This is a genomic window from Bradyrhizobium sp. ORS 278 (assembly GCF_000026145.1).
Lineage (GTDB): Bacteria > Pseudomonadota > Alphaproteobacteria > Rhizobiales > Xanthobacteraceae > Bradyrhizobium.
Map to the genome: position 1 here is coordinate 6,814,609 of NC_009445.1, position 15,766 is coordinate 6,830,374.

A 15,766-nucleotide genomic window follows, 5' to 3' on the forward strand; every position below is an offset into this window, starting at 1 on the left:
ACGCCTCAACGATGAGCGGCCGGTGCATATATTTGCAGCAACGAGCCTCTGCTCCGGCCGGCCGCACCCCCGACGATCCCCGCACGATTGATATCTGGAGTCCAAAATGCCGTCGTTTTGCAACCTCTCGATTCGCAATAAGGTGTTGTTTGCCTTCGGCATCGTGCTGATGACGGCCATGGGGCTTGGCGGCTTCTCGATCGACCGGCTAGGGACCGTGAATGGCTCGGCCGCCGAGGTCCGCGACAATTGGCTGCCGGCGACAGGATGGCTCGGCACGATCTCGAAGTCCGTGGAGCAGTATCGCGCACGTCAAGGCCAGTTCCTGTTGGCGACCACGGCCGAAGCCAAGAACGAGCAGGAGCGGCAGATCAGCGAGAGCCTGGAGCTCTTCAACAAGACCTGGGCTCTCTACGAGCCCACGGTGACGACAGCCGAAGAGAGGGCGCTGGTGGCGGCGTTCAAGAGGCCCTGGACTGCATATCTCGAGGAAAGCAAGCCGCTGCTCGAGCTGTCGCGCAAGAACCAGACCGAGGCGGCCACCGCGTTGTTCATGGGCAGGCTGCGTGAAGATTTTGTCCAGGCGCGCAAGGCGCTCGAGCAGGACCTCGCCTGGAACGTCGAGCAGGGCAAGAAGGAGGCCGACAAGGGCGCCGCCGTCTATCAGTCCTCGCTGTCATGGATCTTCGCCACGATCGCGCTCGCTGCCCTGCTCTGCACCGCGATGGGCTATCTCATTGTCTCGGGCGTCGCGCGACCGATCACCGCGATGACCGAGGCGATGCGCAGGCTCGCCGGCGGCGACATGACCGCCGCGATCCCCGGCACCGAGCGCAAGGACGAGATCGGCAAGATGGCCGGTGCCGTGCAAGTGTTCAAGGACAACGCCATCGAGACCGAGCGGCTCCGCGCGGAGCAGGCCGAGGCCGAGAAGCTCGCCGCCGAGCGGCGCAAGCGCGACATGCACGCGCTTGCCAACAGCTTCGAGGGCGCGGTCGGTGAGATCATCAACACCGTGTCATCGGCCTCGACCGAGCTCGAAGCCTCCGCGTCGACGCTCACCTCGACCGCCGAGCGCACGCAGCAGCGCACCACCGCCGTCGCCGCGGCCTCGGAGCAGGCCACCGCGAACGTGCAGTCGGTGGCGTCGGCGACGGAGGAGCTCAGCTCGTCCGTCACCGAGATCAGCCGGCAGGTGCAGGACTCCGCACGGATCGCCAACGAGGCGGTCGACCAGGCGCGCAGAACCAACGATCGTGTCAGCGAGCTGTCGAAAGCAGCGGCGCGGATCGGCGACGTCGTCGAGCTGATCAACACCATCGCCGGACAGACCAACCTGCTGGCGCTGAACGCCACCATCGAGGCGGCGCGTGCGGGCGAGGCCGGGCGCGGCTTCGCCGTGGTCGCCACCGAGGTCAAGGCGCTGGCCGAGCAGACCGCGAAGGCGACCGGCGAAATCGGCCAGCAGATCTCCGGCATCCAGGCTGCCACCCAGGACTCGGTCGGCGCCATCAGGGAGATCAGCGGCACGATCGAGAAGCTCGCAGAGATTTCGTCGACCATCGCCGCGGCAGTCGAGGAACAGGGCGCCGCGACCCAGGAGATCTCGCGCAACATCCAGCAGGCCGCGCAGGGCACGCACGAAGTGTCGTCGAACATCACTGACGTGCAGCACGGCGCCGCCGAGACCGGCTCGGCGTCCTCGCAGGTGCTGTCGGCCGCGCAGACGCTGTCGCAGGACAGCAACAGGCTGAAGCTGGAGGTCGGGCGCTTCCTGAGCACGGTGCGGGCGGCGTAAGGGCGCTAGCTTTGTGAGTTGCTTACCCCGCTCTCAACCCAACGACGGTGAACTCCCCTCCCCCTTGCGGGGAGGGGAGCGCACCGTCACGGCCTCACCGCTTCTCGATCACCAGGCTCTGCACCACGCGGCCGAAATAACCCTTCGCATCGCCGAGCCGCGCCATTGCGAGTCCGGCGCCATCGGGGCCGATCCAGCTTTCGGCGTCGAGCAAAATCCAGTCGCCGACCGGCTCGCGGGCCATGTTGACGGTGAGGTCGGCGTTGAGGAACGTGTAGCTGTGGAAGTCGAGCGCGGCCGACGTTCCGTTGCAGAAATCGCTGGCCACCACCGCGCGCATCGCCTGTGACACCGCGTGGCCCTCGACCAGCGGCCAGTCGACGCGATACCAGATCGCGCCGGGGCCGCGGACGCCGAAGCGGCCGCGGGCGGCGCGCAAGGTCATGCCGCGGACGAAGGGGCTGGTGGAGAAATCGGCCGGCTCGGGCTGCGCCTGATCCGGGCCGGCGAGATCGACCGGCAGTTCGTGGACATCGTCCGGCAGCGGCACCGCGTCCTGCCTGATCTTCAACACGGTCGCGGTGACGACGACGGTGTTGCCGGCGCGCAGGCGCACCGCGCAGAGCTGGATCTTGCGGCCCTCGCGCAGCACCTCCGTCTCGACGTCGAGCTGGGCGAGCGGCACCGGGCGCATCAGGTCGATGGTGACGCGGGCGATGCGCATCGGCGACTTCGTCGGGATGCGCTCGGCCGCCCACACCGCGAGCGCCGAGGGCGCCGAGCCGTGCTGCATGGTCGGATCCCAGGGACCGGCGGCATCGGGACTGACGGCGACCTGACTGTCCGTGACGCGAAAGATCGGCCGCATCAGCGCACGCTGTCCCACGTTTCAGCCCGCGCTGGCGAAGGCGCGATCGGCGCCGTTGGGCAGTTCGATGTCGACCTCGAGCGTCGAGACATGCTTTCCCCGGTCCATGCGGACGATGACCTTGTCCGGATCGAGTAGCACATGGCGCGAAACCACGGCGAGGATTTCCTCGCGCAGCTGCATCAGCAGATCGGGCTGGCCGCGCAGGCTGCGCTCATGCGCGAGCAGGATCTGCAGCCGCTCGCGCGCCACCGGCGCCGAGGCTGCGCGTCCCGTAAACAGTCGCAATACGCTCATGCAGCCCTCCGTCCGAGCAGCAGGTTCATCAGGCCCTTGCGCTCGCTCGGGATCTGCATCTCGACCTCCTCACCGAGCAGGCGGCGCATCGCGTCGTGATAGGCGCGCGCCGGCGCGCTCGCCGGGCTGTTCAGCGTGACCGGGCAGCCAACATTGGAGGCGCGCAGCACGTCCTGGCTCTCCGGCACGATGCCGAGCAGCGGCGTCGCCAGGATCTCCAGCACGTCGTCGATCGACAGCATCTCGCCGCGCGCGGCGCGGCCGGCATCGTAGCGGGTGATGAGGATGTGCTTGCCGACGCGTTCGCCGTTCTCGGCGCGCACCGTCTTGGAATCGAGCATGCCGATGATGCGGTCGGAATCGCGCACCGACGAGACCTCGGGATTGGTGACGATGACCGCCTCGTCGGCATAGCGCATCGCGAGCATGGCACCGCGCTCGATGCCGGCCGGGCTGTCGCAGATCACCCAGTCGAAGGTCTTGCGCAGTTCGGCGATAACGCGGCCGACGCCGTCCTCGGTGAGCGCGTCCTTGTCCTTGGTCTGCGAGGCCGGCAGCAGCCACAGATTCTCCAGCCGCTTGTCGCGGATCAGCGCCTGCGGCAGCTTGGCGACGCCGTGCACGACGTTGATGAGATCGAACACGACGCGGCGCTCCGCGCCCATGACGAGATCGAGGTTGCGCAGGCCGACGTCGAAATCGACGACCACGACCTTCTCGCCGGCCTGCGCCAGCGCCGCGCCCATCGCCGCCGTCGTGGTGGTCTTTCCGACGCCACCCTTGCCCGACGTCACAACAAGAACCTTAGCCATTTTGCGAATCCTCCTGCTACTCAGCTCAAAGCTACGATCTTCATGGAATGACCTTCGAGCCGCGCCTGCGCGGCCTTGCCACGCAGCCCGGCGTCGATCTGCTCGGCGGTCTGGTAGTAGCCGTCGATCGCGACCAGCTCGGCCTCGATCTTCTGGCAATAGATTCGCGCCGCCGAATTGCCGTTGATGCCGGCCATCGCGCGGCCGCGCAGCGCGCCGTAGACATGGATCGATCCGCCGGCGACGATCTCCGCGCCCGAGGACACCGCGCCGAGCACGGTGACGTCGCCATCGGGAAACACGATCGATTGTCCGGAGCGCACGGGCTGATCGAGCAGCAAGGAGGTCGGCTGCTGCAGAGACGGCTTCTCGGGCTCGATCTCCTGCACCGCGCATTGGCGTCCGCCCGACAGCAATGGCGGCATGCCGAGCGAGAGGCGCCCCTGCTCGACGCCTTCGAGGCCGAGTACGCGGATGTTGCGCGACTCGATGCTCTTGATGAGGTGGGTGATGGCGAGCGGGCTGAGATCGACGGCGGAGAGATCGAGCACGATCGGCTTGCCGACGAAGAAGCCGGGAGAGCCCGCGAGCATCGCATCGAGCTCGCCGAGCCAGTCGGCAATGGGGACCACCGGCGAGAACACGAAGGCGACGTAGGAGCGCCCGCGCAGACGAATTACAGGACGCACCGTTTCAGCGCTGGCACTCATGACCATCCGACCCAACCCTTCTTAGCGATTGGTTAACTGTCGGCGCCAGATGGTTAACGGATGGTTAAATCGACGCTAAGCCGCTCGAAAATCGACAGCGGCGCGCCCGACATGCTTCGATGATGATCGAATCGAGGCGGAAACTTGGCGTGAATGAGACACAAATCATGAGCATCTGCGTCAAGACTCATTGTGCCTCATTTCGATCACATCATGATGATAACTTTAACGTACATATAATGCGGAGCTGACGGGTTTAAGCGGTTCCGAACAATTGACACTCGTCAGGGGGCGGGGCATGGCTTCAAAGGCGGCGTCAAAGGCACGATCAAAGTGCCACGGCGCCCGGCAGGAAGGGACCTTCGACGTGCGATCGCTGATCGGCGCGAAACGCCTGATTCTGCAAGTGATTCCATGTGAACTGAAGTGGCAGAACCGCTCCCGTCTCTCGTTTGAAACTAGCTCTCATACGACCGTGACAGAAGCGAACAGTTGACCGGAATCGAGCGTCAGAGGAGTAGCGTATGAGTTCGTTGAGTGAACAGAATCCGATGAACCCGCAGGACCCGCTGCACTATGCACCGCGGTGGCTGCGTGAGCGTCCGGAAGCCGCGCGTCTATCTCTCGTCGGTGACTCCACCAAGGCAGCGGAGGCGGCCGAGCGTCCCGCTTCGGGACAGCAAGCCCCCCTCGATGCTCGCCTGGAGACCGCCGTGTTTGAGTCCCTCCGCCAGTCGCTGAACCCGCAGGTCATGGGCGAGCCGCCCGGATTCCAGCGTGACCGTGATCGCCGCTCGGTCGCGTTCAAGATCGCCGGCCGTTTCGCGGCCGCCACCGGTGTCGCCGCCGTGGTCGCGCTGTTCTTCGTCAATATCGTCCCGGTGTGGCGCCAGCCCGATGCGAGCTCGTCTTTCGTGGCCGCCGTCCAGTCGATGAAGACGGTGCCGCCGGTCGCGGCCGACGCTCAGGACGCCAAGGCCGACCAGACCAGCTCGCTGCCGGAGCGCGCCGAGCCGCAGGCTCCGGCGCTGTCGCAGTTCAAGTCGCTGCTCGCCGATGCCCCGGCACCGGAGCCGGCAGCTGACACCGACACTCCCGATAAGCCGATGCTGCAGCAGTTCATGCAGTGGAACCAGAAGACGGGTCAGATGGAGCGGGTTCGCTAATCCGCCTCGACTGAGCCGACGTCCAACATCTTCAAGGCGATTATGATCGACGTCCTACCGCAGAAAGCGGCAGCACGCGGTTCGCTAGCTCACGCCCGTATCGCAGCCGTGCTGCTCGGGACCATCGTGGCCAGCGGAGCCTTCGGCATGTCCGGGGTGGCCGATGCCGCGCCCGGCGAGGCCGTGAGCGTGGCGCGCCAGCTCGGCAGCCGTGTCGGCCCGATCATCGGCTCGGCACTCGCATGCCGTGACATCGCCCGCCCGCGCATCCAGGCGATCATCGAGAAGTTTCAGCTCGTCATCCGCGAGGCCGCGACCAGCGAGGCCGACCGTGACGAATTGACCCGCCTGCTCGACCGCTACGTGGCCGACGGCCGCAGCCTGGTGACGTCAGGCCGCATGGATTGCCGCAGCGCCGACCGCCAGCTTGCCGATCTCGAACAGTCGATCGCAGCACCACCCGCCGCCCGATCCAACCTTCCGGCCGTGACGCTCGCGCCGCCGAGCGCCGTTGCCGCGACGATGCCCGCGCAGGTCCTGCCGCCCGCGGTCGAGACCCGTGGCGTCACGCAGAACGACATCAAGTTCGGCATGGTGATCCCGTTCGGCGGCCCGGTGAAGGAGAGCGGCCGGCAGCTGAGGATCGGCGTCGAGGCCGCCTTCAACCGCGTCAACGAGGCCGGCGGGATCAATGGTCGCGTGCTGAAGCTCGTGACCGCCGACGACGGCTATGACCCGTCGCGCACGCTCGATGCGATGAAGCAGCTCTACGAGAAGGAGCAGGTCTTCGGCTTCATCTGCAATTTCGGCTCGGCCACAGCCGCCGTCGCGATCCCCTACGCGCTGGAGCGCCGCGCGCTGTTCTTCGCGCCCTACACCGGTGCCAATGTCGGACGCCACGATCCGCCGGACCGCTACGTCTTCAACTACCGGCCGAGCTATGCCGAGGAGACCGACGCGCTGGTCCGCTACCTCGTCAAGGTCCGCAAGCTGCAGCCGCGCCAGATCGTCGTGTTCGCCCAGAACGACGCATTCGGCGATGCAGGCTTCGCCGGCGTCGCCAAGGCCTTTCGCACGCTCGGCGCCAACGAAAGCACGATCGTGCGCGTCAACTATCCGCGCAACAGCATCGACGTCGACGACGCCATCAGCCAGCTCAGGCTGCTGAAGACGCCGGTCCGCGCCGTGATCATGCTGGCCACCACCCGCGCCGCCGCCAAATTCATTGAGAAGGCGCGCGACGTCTTCCCAGGTGCGGTGTTCGCCAATATTTCGGCCGTCGGCGGCTCCGCGCTCGCGAGCGAGCTCATGCTGCTCGGCCCGCGCTATACCGAGAACGTCATCGTCACCCAGACGGTGCCGGGGGTTTCCGGCTACTCCAGCCTGGTGCTGGACTACAAGAACGCTTTGGCAAAATACTTCCCGGGCGAGGCCCCGGACTACATGTCGCTCGAGGGCTACATCTCGGCCAGCGTGCTGATCGAGGGTCTGAAGCGCGCTGGCCGCAGCTTCGACACCGAGCAGCTGGTCGAGACCTTGGAGACCATGCGCGATCTCGATCTCGGGCTCGGTGTCCGGCTCGGCTTCGGCCGCTCCGAGCACCAGGCCTCGCACAAGATCTGGGGCACTGCGCTGGACGAAAGCGGCAACTACCAACCGATCGAGCTTGACTAGGATACCGCTGGCCGACAACCAGCCCCTACTACCACGACAAAACAGCGACAGAGAAACCCGACATTAATTCGAAATGCCACGAATAGCAGAGCGGTGAGGATTAGCAGCAGCTCTCAGAGCCAACGGATAGATAGTACGATGACCGTTCATTGGTCCGCGTTGATCATCGGAAGCCTGTTTTCGGCTTCCATCAGCCCCGCCTTCGCGGCGGCAACCGACGCCGTGAGGGAGCTCGCGGGCCGGGTTGGACCGATTGTGGGACAGGCCTCGGCCTGCCCGGACATCGCGCAAGGGCGCGTGCAGACCATCGTCGACAAATTCCGCGAGGCCATCCGCCAGTCCTCCGGCAACGACAACGAGCGCGATCAGCTGACGCGCACGTTCAACGGCTTCATTGCGGAAGGCCGTAGTCGCACGGGGTCCGCGCCGGGCAATTGCGCAGCCGCCGAGCGGCAGCTCACGGATCTGGAGAGTTCGCTCAACCCGCCGGCCGGCGCAAGCCCGGTGCCGAGGTCCGAAACGACGACCGGCGCGGCAACGACGGGGCCTGTGCGCGGCGTGACCGATCGCGAAATCCGCTTCGGAATGGTGCTGCCGTTCTCCGGGATCCGCAAGGAGACCGGACGGCAGATGCGACAGGGCATCGAGATCGCATTCGCGCGCGCCAACGACGCGGGCGGCATCAATGGGCGCACGCTGCGGCTCGTCGCGGCTGATGACGGCTATGATCCAAGCCGGACGCTCGCGGCGATGACGCAGCTCTATGACAAGGAGCAGGTGTTCGGCTTCATCGGCAATATCGGCACGGCGAACTCCGAAGTCGCGATCCCTTACGCGCTGGAGCGCCGGACGCTGTATTTCGCTCCCAACTCCGGCGCGGCGGTCGTCCGCCGCGATCCCCCTGATCGCTACGTCTTCAACTATCGCGCCAGCTACGCCGAGGAGACGGCCGCGCTAGTGCGCTATCTCGTCAAGCTGAAGCGCATTCCGCCGAAGCAGATTGCCGTCCTCACGCAGCAGGACGCGTTCGGCGACGACGGCTATTCCGGTGTCGCCAAGGCCTATCGTCAACTGAACATCAGCGATCCCGTGACGCGGTTCTCCTATCCGCGTGCGACCATGGACGTTGATGACGCGGTCAACCAGGTGAAGGCGCACAAGCCGGGACTGAAGGCGATCATCATGGTGGCGACGGACCGCGCAGCCGCCAAGTTCATCGAGAAGACGCGCGATACCGTGCCGGGATTGATCTACGCCAACGTCTCCGCCGTCGGGTCGACCTCGCTTGCGACCGAGCTGAAGCTGCTCGGGCCGCGCTTCACCAACGGCGTCATCGTGACGCAAGGCGTTCCGGCCGTTTCGGGCTATTCAAGCCTCGTGCTCGACTACAAGAATGCCCTGGCGAAATATGCAGCAGGCGAGGCGCCGGACTACACATCCTTGGAAGGCTACATCGCGGCGACGATCCTGGTGCAGGCGCTGAAGCAGACCAGCCCGCTCGACACCGAGCGACTTGTCGACACCCTGGAGTCGATGCGCAGCCTCGATCTCGGCCTCGGCACTCAGCTCGCTTTTGGACGCGCAGAGCATCAGGCATCGCACAAGATCTGGGGCACCGCGCTCGACGAGAACGGCACGTATCAGGCGATCGAACTGGAATAGACTAAAGTTTGAGGGGAAACGAACTGGTTGTAGGAGACGTCTTAGCTGGTTCTAAAGCATGATCGGAAAAAGGCGTGCCTGGTTACCGAAATGGTCATGCTCTTAGGAAAAGCTGGTCTGTGCATGATGACGGTCTTAGGTCTAATCCGTCGCAGACACAGAGCGTCAAATCACCAGGCGGAAGACCTGGATGGGGTCCATAGTGGGATAGTGGCAATGAGCTTTCGTTCTAGCGTGTTCTTGGTTGCGGCATTGCTCGCAACGCCCGCCAGCGCGGCGGGCACCAATGCGGATGTGGTGCGTAATCTTGCGAGCCGGGTTGGGCCGATCGTGGGAGCAGCATCCGCCTGTCAGGCGATCGACCAGGGCCGCGTTCAGGCCATTGTCGACAAGTTTCGCGAGGTGATCCGGGAGGCCTCCACGGGCGGCTCGGATCGCGACGAGCTGACGCGCGTGTTCAACGGCTACGTGGCCGACGGGCGCAACCGCGTCGGTGCGGCACAGACCGACTGCAACACGGCGGGTCGCCAGCTCGCCGAACTGGAGCGCTCGCTCGGTCAGACCGCACCCAGCCAGGCGGCCACCAGCCTCGCCGGCGTGATCGCGCCGTCCGCGGCCGTTGCCGCGACGGCGCCGACCGTGACGCTGCCGCCGCCCACCGCGAGCAACGTCCAGGGCGTCACCCAGAACGAGATCCGCTTCGGCATTGCCGGTCCGTTCTCGGGCGCGTCCAAGGAGCTCGGACGGCAGATGAAGATGGGCATCGAGGCCGCCTTCAACCGCGCCAACGACAGCGGCGGCATCAATGGACGCTCGCTGCGCCTGTTCTCGGCCGACGACGGCTACGAGCCGTCGCGTACGCTCGACGCGATGAAGCAGCTCTACGAGAAGGACAAGGTGTTCGGCTTCGTCGGCAATGTCGGCACGCCGACCTCGGCGGTGGCGATGCCCTACGCGCTGCAGCGCCGGGTGCTGTTCTACGGCGCCTTCACCGGCGCCAACATCCTGCGCAACGATCCGCCGGATCGCTACGTCTTCAACTACCGCGCCAGCTACGCGGAAGAAACCGACACGGTCGTGCGCTATCTCGTGAAGCTGCGTCGCCTGCAGCCGCGCGACATCGCCGTGTTCGCCCAGCAGGACTCCTATGGCGATGCCGGCTTCTCCGGCGTGGCCAAGGCGTTCCGCTCGCTTGGGCTGGCCGACACCTCGATCGTCCGCTTCAACTACAAGCGCAACACTGTCGACGTGGACGAGGCTGTCAACCAGCTGCGCGCCATGAAGAACCCGCCGAAGGCGATCGTCATGGTGGCGACCTACCGGGCGGCCGCGAAGTTCATCGAGAAGACGCGCGACCTGTACCCGAACATGATCTACACCAACGTGTCCTTCGTGGGCTCGACAGAGCTGTCGGACGAGCTGATGCTGCTCGGCCCGCGCTACGCCAACGGCGTGATCGTCACCCAGGTGGTGCCGGCGGTCGGCGGCTATTCGAGCGCCGTGCTCGAGTACAAGAGCGCGCTGGAGAAGTACTTCCCCGGCGAGGCACCGTCCTACGTCTCGTTCGAGGGCTACGTCTCGGCCAACGTGCTCGTCCAGGCGCTCCGCAAGGTCGGCCCGCAGCTCGACACCGAGGCGCTGATCGACACGCTGGAGAACATGCAGAGCGTCGATCTCGGCCTTGGCGCCAAGCTCGGCTTCGGCCGCGCCGAGCACCAGGCCTCGCACAAGATCTGGGGCACCGCGCTCGACGAGCGCGGCAAGTTCCAGGCGATCGAGCTGGAATAGCTTTCCACCCGACTTGATTGTTCGACCGATGGACGCGGCAGCCTGAGGCTGCCGCGTCTTTCATTTCGGCCGGGATGCTCACATCGAATTGCAGCGTCGATCGGATAGTGAGTCGATCGCGGCGCTCTGCTGCGTCATTCCGGGGCGTGCGCGGCACGAGCCCGGAATCCACGTCACGGCGGACTACGCGGCCCGATGGATTCCGGGCTCGCCGCGCTGGCGCGCATCGCCCCGGAATGACACCGGAAATCGAGGCGGCGACTCCCCCTCACAGCGGCGGATCGATTGCCTCGTCGTATTCCTTCTTGAAGCGCGCGATCAGCTCGGCGGCGGGCACGACCTCCTTGATGGCGCCGATGCCCTGGCCGGAGCCCCAGATCTCCTTCCACGCCTTCGGCTTGGCGCGCTCGCCCGAGGCGTCGGTGCCGAAGCTCATCTTCGACGGGTCCGACGTCGGCAGATTGTCGGGGTCGAGTCCGGCGTTGACGATCGACGGCTTCAGGTAGTTGCCGTGCACGCCGGTGAACAGGTTCGAGTAGACGATGTCGTCGGCGCCCGACTTGGTGATCATGTCCTTGTAGGCCTCAACGGCATTCGCCTCCTTGGTGGCGATGAAGGCCGAGCCGATATAGGCGAAATCGGCGCCGAGCACGCGCGCGGCGCGGATGGCGCGGCCATTGGCGATCGCGCCCGACAGCGCGATCGGGCCGTCGAACCAGCTGCGCGTCTCCGACACGAAGGCGAATGGCGAGATCGTGCCGGCATGGCCGCCGGCGCCGGCCGCGACCAGGATCAGGCCGTCGGCGCCCTTCTCGATCGCCTTGTGGGCGAAGAACTGGTTGATGACGTCGTGGAAAACGATGCCGCCCCAGCGATGCGCCGCCTGGTTCAGCTCCTCGCGCGCGCCGAGCGAGGTGATCATCATCGGCACCTTGTGCTTCTCGCACAGCGCCAGGTCCTGCTCGAGGCGGTTGTTGGAGCGATGCACGATCTGGTTGACCGCGAACGGCGCAGACGGACGCTCCGGATGCGCGCGGTCATAGGCCGCAAGCTCCTCGGTAATGCGCGCCAGCCATTCGTCCAGCAGCGCGGCTGGCCGCGCGTTGAGCGCCGGAAACGAGCCCACGATGCCGGCCTTGCATTGCGCGATGACGAGATCGGGCACGGAGATGATGAACAGCGGCGAGCCGATCACCGGGATCGACAGACGCCCCTTGAACAAGGCGGGCATGGACATGGATGGGAATTCCTCTTGGTGAAATGCGGTGATGCTCGTTGCGCGCAAGCATGCCCGACATCATGCCGTCATGGCAATTCGCTCGCAGAGGGACCGGAAAAGCCCGTGGGGGGTCTTGCGTTGAGGCGCTGGAGGAGCGCCGCCGGTGCCCTATTGGCACAACGCCGAAGTCACGAATGTGTCGGTGCGGCAGTCGCCCGGCTTGCGCTGGCGGCCGGGGATCAGCACCCGGGCGGAGCAGGTCTCTGCGGAGTCGGTGTTGAGGCTCTTGCCGTCCCTGTAGCCCTTGCCCTGGCACAATCGGTCAGCGCCCAGCTTGCAATCCGGCGTGCCGTTCGCGGCGAGCGGACAGACGATGCGGCCGGAGATCATCGTGGACGGTTTGGTGAGTCGCGAGAGCGTGTCGCCGGCGTCCTTCAATCCACCGCCCTGGACATTGCTGCTCGGCGCCGGACGATCGGGCCCTGGTGGGGGCCGCTGATCGGCTGGCGCCGCGCCCGCGGCCTCACCGGGCGCGCGGGCGGGGGACTCGCCATCGGCCTCACCCGGACGCTTCAGCGGAATGATGGTTATCTTCTCGAACAGCTTGCCGAGATCATCCAGCAGCCCCGGATTGGACGACGGCGGCGCGGGCGAGACCGGCGCCGGCTCCGGCGGCACCTCGCGCAGGCCCGCAGCCGGGGGTGGCGATTGCGCCCATGACGGCGTCGACATCGCGACGGCGAGCAGCGCGGTCGCTGCGACCATGCCGCGGCGCAACGCCGACATCAGATCAGCTTCAGCGCGACGACGAAGCCGGCCACCAGAACGGCCGCGCCAAGAGCCACCCAGAGGCCGAGATGCTTCTCGATGTGGACCCGGATCCATTCGCCGTACCGATTGAGCACGATCGCGGCGATGAAGAAGCGGCCGCCGCGCGCCACGATCGAGCACACGATGAAGAGGAAGAGGTTATAGCCCGCGAAGCCCGACGTGATCGTGACGAGCTTGTAGGGGATCGGTGTCAGCCCCTTCAGCAGGATGATGATCGCGCCCCATTCCGCATAGGAGGCGCGGAAGGCTTCGACCTTGTCGCCGAGGCCATAGAGGTGAATCAGCCATTGGCCGAGCGAGTCATACAGCAGCGCGCCGATCGCGTAGCCGACCACGCCGCCCGCGACCGAGGCCGCCGTGCACACACCGGCGAACAGCCACGCCCGCTGCGGCTTCGCCAGCGACATCGGAATCAGCATCACATCCGGCGGCACCGGAAAGAACGAGCTTTCGGCGAAGGCGATCGCAGCCATGATCCAGAGGGCATGCGGCTTATGGGCGGCGTCGATACACCAGTCGTAGATCCGTCTGAGCATGGTTGGCGATGAAGCAAACCGGGCCGCATTTGTCCATGGCCGATATGTCCATCAGCGGATGAGCTAGTGCCGCTTGCGGATGACCCGGCTGTCGGCCGCGACAATTGGCCGCCCCGACACGCGCGCGGGCGCGGTCTTCGCCAGCTTCACCGGTGTTTTCGGCAGCTTTTCGGCGATTCCCAGCATCAGCTCGCGTCGCGCCATTTCGCGCCAGATGTCCTCCGGACGGACGTCCAGATCGGCCCACAGCACCGTCAGATTGTAGATCAGGTCGGCACTTTCCCGGACCACGGCCTGGGCGTCGCCGCTGACCGCATCGATCGAGACCTCGATCGCCTCCTCGGCGAGCTTCTTGGCCATTTTGGCGGTGCCCTGCTGCATCAGCTTGGCCGTGCGCGAGCGTGACGGATCCAGATCCCTGGCCGCCAGCACCGCCCGATAGAGCCGCTCGATCGAATCAGTCATCGACACACAATAGTTAAAATCAATGGCGGCGGTGTTAACGCTCGCCAGCGACATAAAAAAATCCGCCGGCACAGAGGCCGGCGGATCTTTTCACGATCGATCGTCTCACCAGGGATTGTAGTAGCCGCCGCCATAATACGGGTTGCCGCCACCGTAATAGTGATATCCCGGGCCATAGCCGTAATAGGCCGGCCGGCCATAGTAGTAGTTGTCCTCGTAATAGGAACGGCGGTTCTGGGCCGCGGCAATCGCGAGGCCCGTGCCGACGATTCCAGCGAAAGCCGCAGCGGCGGCCGCACCGCCATTGCCCCGATAGTGCCGCCGGCGGGCGCTGACATCGGTCAGGCCGCCCTCGTTCGCCGTCTTGGCAACGACGCCCTTTTCGGCCGGCGCCGAGCCGGCGAAGGCGAGCGTCGGCTGAACGGCCGTGAACGTCACCGCGGCCACCGTCGCCAGGACGGTAGCACGGCCGACGCGTGAAATAGTCCCGCGCTGTGCGATCATGTGGATCCTCCGTATAATGAGATTTCGCGAACCCAACGTTTCAACCGGGGTGACAGTTCCGCTCTCGAAACCCGAAGTCGAAGCCGCAAATCGCCGCAGGCCTCGCTCATGGACCGTTCAGATTCGTTCAGACATGCTAGGGCGCCCTTCGGCGTGAGCGCCCGTCACGAATTTGACATATGCATTCAGGCGACACGCGATCGGAGCGCGGTGGACTGATTAGGATACCGGCGATAAAGACCGGTGTGACCAGCGAAGACTGGCGTGACCTGATGGCGTGACATGATGCGTATGCGACGACCCGTCACCCTGCTCACGCTTGCGCTCGTCGCGGCGTTCGTCGTGCCGGCCTGGTTGTCGGAGCAGCCGGCTTCAGCCGAAGAGCCGAAACGTCCGGTCGCCGTCATGTTCGCGCTGGATCGCCCGCTCGACGGCAGCGTGGCACCCGTGGTGCTCGCCGGCAGCCAGGGGCTGTTCAGCGCCGAGGGCGTGACGGTCACGACGACCACGGCCAAGGGCTCACCCGACGCGATCGCGCGGGTGGCATCCGGTGAGGCCGATATGGCACTCGCCGACATCAACGAGCTCATCCGCTATCGGGACGCGGCGGGCAGCCAGCCGGTCAAGGCCGTGTTCGTGCTGTTCAATCGCGCGCCCTACGCGATCATCGCGCGCAAGAGCCGCGGCATCAACGCCCTCGCCGATCTCGACGGCAAGACGCTCGGCGTCGCCGAGGGCGACCTCTCGATCCGGCTGTGGCCGGCGGTCGTCAAGCACAACCATCTCAAGTCCGAGACCATCAAGCTGTCGCGCGTCGGCGCCGCGGTGCGCGAGCCGATCCTGTCGGCGGGACAGGTCGACGCGGTCAGCGGCTTCTTATACCTCTCGGCGATCAATCTGCGCGACCGCGGCGTGCCCGCCGCGGATCTGGCTGTGCTGCGTTTCGCCGATTATGGCTGCGAGGCCTACGGCCACGCGGTGATCGTCAATCCCGGCTTCGCCGACAGGCAGCCGGCGGCGGTGAAGGGCGTCCTGCGCGCGGTGACGGCGGGCCTCCATCTCGCGATCAAGGATCCTCAGGCTGCGATCACCGACGTGGTGAGCCGGATGGAGGACGGCTCGCGCGAGCTCGAGCTGGAGCGGCTGCAGACCGTTCTCGCCGACAACGTGCTGACATCGGACGTGCGCCGCGACGGCATTGGCGGCATCGATGCGGCCCGGTTCGAGCGCGCGCTGGACCAGATCGCCGAGGACCGCAAATTCGTCCACAAGCGCCCGGCACCCGCCGACATCTTCGACGACGGCTTCCTGCCCCCGGCCGACAGCCGCCTCGTCAATTGACGCGCTCGCCGCGATTGGGCTGTCACCCGGTGCCCATCCCTTGCTAACATGGCCCACGCGCCGTCGGCGCCCCCCTCCGCCTCTGCCTGATCGAA

15 protein-coding genes are annotated in these 15,766 nt (G+C 65.9%); 6 read left to right on the plus strand and 9 right to left on the minus strand.

Annotated features, from left to right (window positions below; translation table 11 throughout):
• Positions 1-106: 106 nt before the first annotated feature.
• A complete protein-coding gene (locus tag BRADO_RS30470) occupies positions 107-1,798 on the plus strand; it encodes a methyl-accepting chemotaxis protein (RefSeq protein ID WP_012030049.1) in 1,692 nt (563 codons plus the stop codon).
• Between the two features lie 94 nt (positions 1,799-1,892).
• Here the strand turns inward: BRADO_RS30470 and BRADO_RS30475 are convergent, their stop codons facing one another.
• From BRADO_RS30475 to minC, 4 genes are read right to left on the minus strand one after another with little or no spacing between them, the layout of a single operon-like run.
• Complete coding sequence (locus BRADO_RS30475) at positions 1,893-2,666, minus strand: thioesterase family protein (RefSeq protein ID WP_173363520.1); 774 nt, start codon at positions 2,664-2,666, stop codon at positions 1,893-1,895.
• Between the two features lie 21 nt (positions 2,667-2,687).
• The gene (gene minE, locus BRADO_RS30480) at positions 2,688-2,963 is read right to left on the minus strand and encodes a cell division topological specificity factor MinE (protein WP_009029981.1); all 276 of its coding nucleotides are present in this window, start codon (positions 2,961-2,963) and stop codon (positions 2,688-2,690) included.
• Positions 2,960-3,775 (minus strand): septum site-determining protein MinD, encoded by an 816-nt coding sequence (gene minD / locus BRADO_RS30485; protein ID WP_012030051.1) that lies wholly within the window; start codon positions 3,773-3,775, stop codon positions 2,960-2,962. The genes minE and minD overlap by 4 nt, the downstream gene beginning before the upstream one ends.
• A gap of 20 nt (positions 3,776-3,795) precedes the next feature.
• Positions 3,796-4,491 carry a septum site-determining protein MinC gene (gene minC, locus BRADO_RS30490; RefSeq protein ID WP_008961869.1) on the minus strand — a complete coding sequence of 232 codons (696 nt, stop codon included), beginning with the start codon at positions 4,489-4,491 and terminating at the stop codon, positions 3,796-3,798.
• Between the two features lie 707 nt (positions 4,492-5,198).
• Here minC and BRADO_RS30495 point away from each other — a divergent pair.
• The 4 genes from BRADO_RS30495 (at position 5,199) to BRADO_RS30510 (ending at position 10,775) form a co-directional block, all read left to right on the plus strand.
• Positions 5,199-5,651, plus strand: a complete 453-nt coding sequence (locus BRADO_RS30495; RefSeq protein ID WP_244422927.1) for a hypothetical protein — start codon at positions 5,199-5,201, stop codon at positions 5,649-5,651.
• A gap of 42 nt (positions 5,652-5,693) precedes the next feature.
• Positions 5,694-7,325 carry an ABC transporter substrate-binding protein gene (locus tag BRADO_RS30500; protein ID WP_012030054.1) on the plus strand — a complete coding sequence of 544 codons (1,632 nt, stop codon included), beginning with the start codon at positions 5,694-5,696 and terminating at the stop codon, positions 7,323-7,325.
• A 138-nt stretch (positions 7,326-7,463) separates the two neighbouring features.
• Positions 7,464-8,987 (plus strand): ABC transporter substrate-binding protein, encoded by a 1,524-nt coding sequence (locus tag BRADO_RS30505; RefSeq protein ID WP_041757172.1) that lies wholly within the window; start codon positions 7,464-7,466, stop codon positions 8,985-8,987.
• 216 nt (positions 8,988-9,203) lie between these two features.
• A complete protein-coding gene (locus BRADO_RS30510) occupies positions 9,204-10,775 on the plus strand; it encodes an ABC transporter substrate-binding protein (protein WP_244422928.1) in 1,572 nt (523 codons plus the stop codon).
• Positions 10,776-11,043: 268 nt separating this feature from the next.
• Here the strand turns inward: BRADO_RS30510 and BRADO_RS30515 are convergent, their stop codons facing one another.
• From BRADO_RS30515 to BRADO_RS30535, 5 genes are all read right to left on the minus strand, one after another.
• Positions 11,044-12,012 (minus strand): nitronate monooxygenase family protein, encoded by a 969-nt coding sequence (locus tag BRADO_RS30515; protein ID WP_012030057.1) that lies wholly within the window; start codon positions 12,010-12,012, stop codon positions 11,044-11,046.
• 150 nt (positions 12,013-12,162) lie between these two features.
• Positions 12,163-12,780 carry a hypothetical protein gene (locus BRADO_RS30520; protein ID WP_012030058.1) on the minus strand — a complete coding sequence of 206 codons (618 nt, stop codon included), beginning with the start codon at positions 12,778-12,780 and terminating at the stop codon, positions 12,163-12,165.
• A complete protein-coding gene (locus BRADO_RS30525) occupies positions 12,780-13,361 on the minus strand; it encodes a YqaA family protein (protein ID WP_009029990.1) in 582 nt (193 codons plus the stop codon). The genes BRADO_RS30520 and BRADO_RS30525 overlap by 1 nt, the downstream gene beginning before the upstream one ends.
• A gap of 63 nt (positions 13,362-13,424) precedes the next feature.
• Positions 13,425-13,826, minus strand: a complete 402-nt coding sequence (hisE, locus tag BRADO_RS30530) for a phosphoribosyl-ATP diphosphatase (RefSeq protein WP_012030059.1) — start codon at positions 13,824-13,826, stop codon at positions 13,425-13,427.
• Between the two features lie 105 nt (positions 13,827-13,931).
• Positions 13,932-14,330 carry a hypothetical protein gene (locus tag BRADO_RS30535; RefSeq protein WP_012030060.1) on the minus strand — a complete coding sequence of 133 codons (399 nt, stop codon included), beginning with the start codon at positions 14,328-14,330 and terminating at the stop codon, positions 13,932-13,934.
• A 285-nt stretch (positions 14,331-14,615) separates the two neighbouring features.
• Here BRADO_RS30535 and BRADO_RS30540 point away from each other — a divergent pair, with 285 nt between their 5' ends.
• Positions 14,616-15,671: an ABC transporter substrate-binding protein gene (locus BRADO_RS30540; RefSeq protein ID WP_041757865.1), complete on the plus strand. Its 1,056-nt coding sequence runs from the start codon at positions 14,616-14,618 to the stop codon at positions 15,669-15,671.
• Positions 15,672-15,766: the final 95 nt, after the last annotated feature.

Bases quoted from the DNA above. Each gene is read 5' to 3' on its own strand.
- minC (WP_008961869.1), bottom strand. From the start codon at position 4,491: ATGGTCATGAGTGCCAGCGCTGAAACGGTGCGTCCTGTAATTCGTCTG.
- BRADO_RS30510 (WP_244422928.1), top strand. From the start codon at position 9,204: ATGAGCTTTCGTTCTAGCGTGTTCTTGGTTGCGGCATTGCTCGCAACG.
- BRADO_RS30475 (WP_173363520.1), bottom strand. From the start codon at position 2,666: ATGCGGCCGATCTTTCGCGTCACGGACAGTCAGGTCGCCGTCAGTCCC.
- hisE (WP_012030059.1), bottom strand. From the start codon at position 13,826: ATGACTGATTCGATCGAGCGGCTCTATCGGGCGGTGCTGGCGGCCAGG.
- BRADO_RS30525 (WP_009029990.1), bottom strand. From the start codon at position 13,361: ATGCTCAGACGGATCTACGACTGGTGTATCGACGCCGCCCATAAGCCG.
- BRADO_RS30515 (WP_012030057.1), bottom strand. From the start codon at position 12,012: ATGTCCATGCCCGCCTTGTTCAAGGGGCGTCTGTCGATCCCGGTGATC.
- BRADO_RS30500 (WP_012030054.1), top strand. From the start codon at position 5,694: ATGATCGACGTCCTACCGCAGAAAGCGGCAGCACGCGGTTCGCTAGCT.
- BRADO_RS30535 (WP_012030060.1), bottom strand. From the start codon at position 14,330: ATGATCGCACAGCGCGGGACTATTTCACGCGTCGGCCGTGCTACCGTC.
- minD (WP_012030051.1), bottom strand. From the start codon at position 3,775: ATGGCTAAGGTTCTTGTTGTGACGTCGGGCAAGGGTGGCGTCGGAAAG.
- BRADO_RS30505 (WP_041757172.1), top strand. From the start codon at position 7,464: ATGACCGTTCATTGGTCCGCGTTGATCATCGGAAGCCTGTTTTCGGCT.
- BRADO_RS30520 (WP_012030058.1), bottom strand. From the start codon at position 12,780: ATGTCGGCGTTGCGCCGCGGCATGGTCGCAGCGACCGCGCTGCTCGCC.
- BRADO_RS30470 (WP_012030049.1), top strand. From the start codon at position 107: ATGCCGTCGTTTTGCAACCTCTCGATTCGCAATAAGGTGTTGTTTGCC.
- BRADO_RS30540 (WP_041757865.1), top strand. From the start codon at position 14,616: ATGCGTATGCGACGACCCGTCACCCTGCTCACGCTTGCGCTCGTCGCG.
- minE (WP_009029981.1), bottom strand. From the start codon at position 2,963: ATGAGCGTATTGCGACTGTTTACGGGACGCGCAGCCTCGGCGCCGGTG.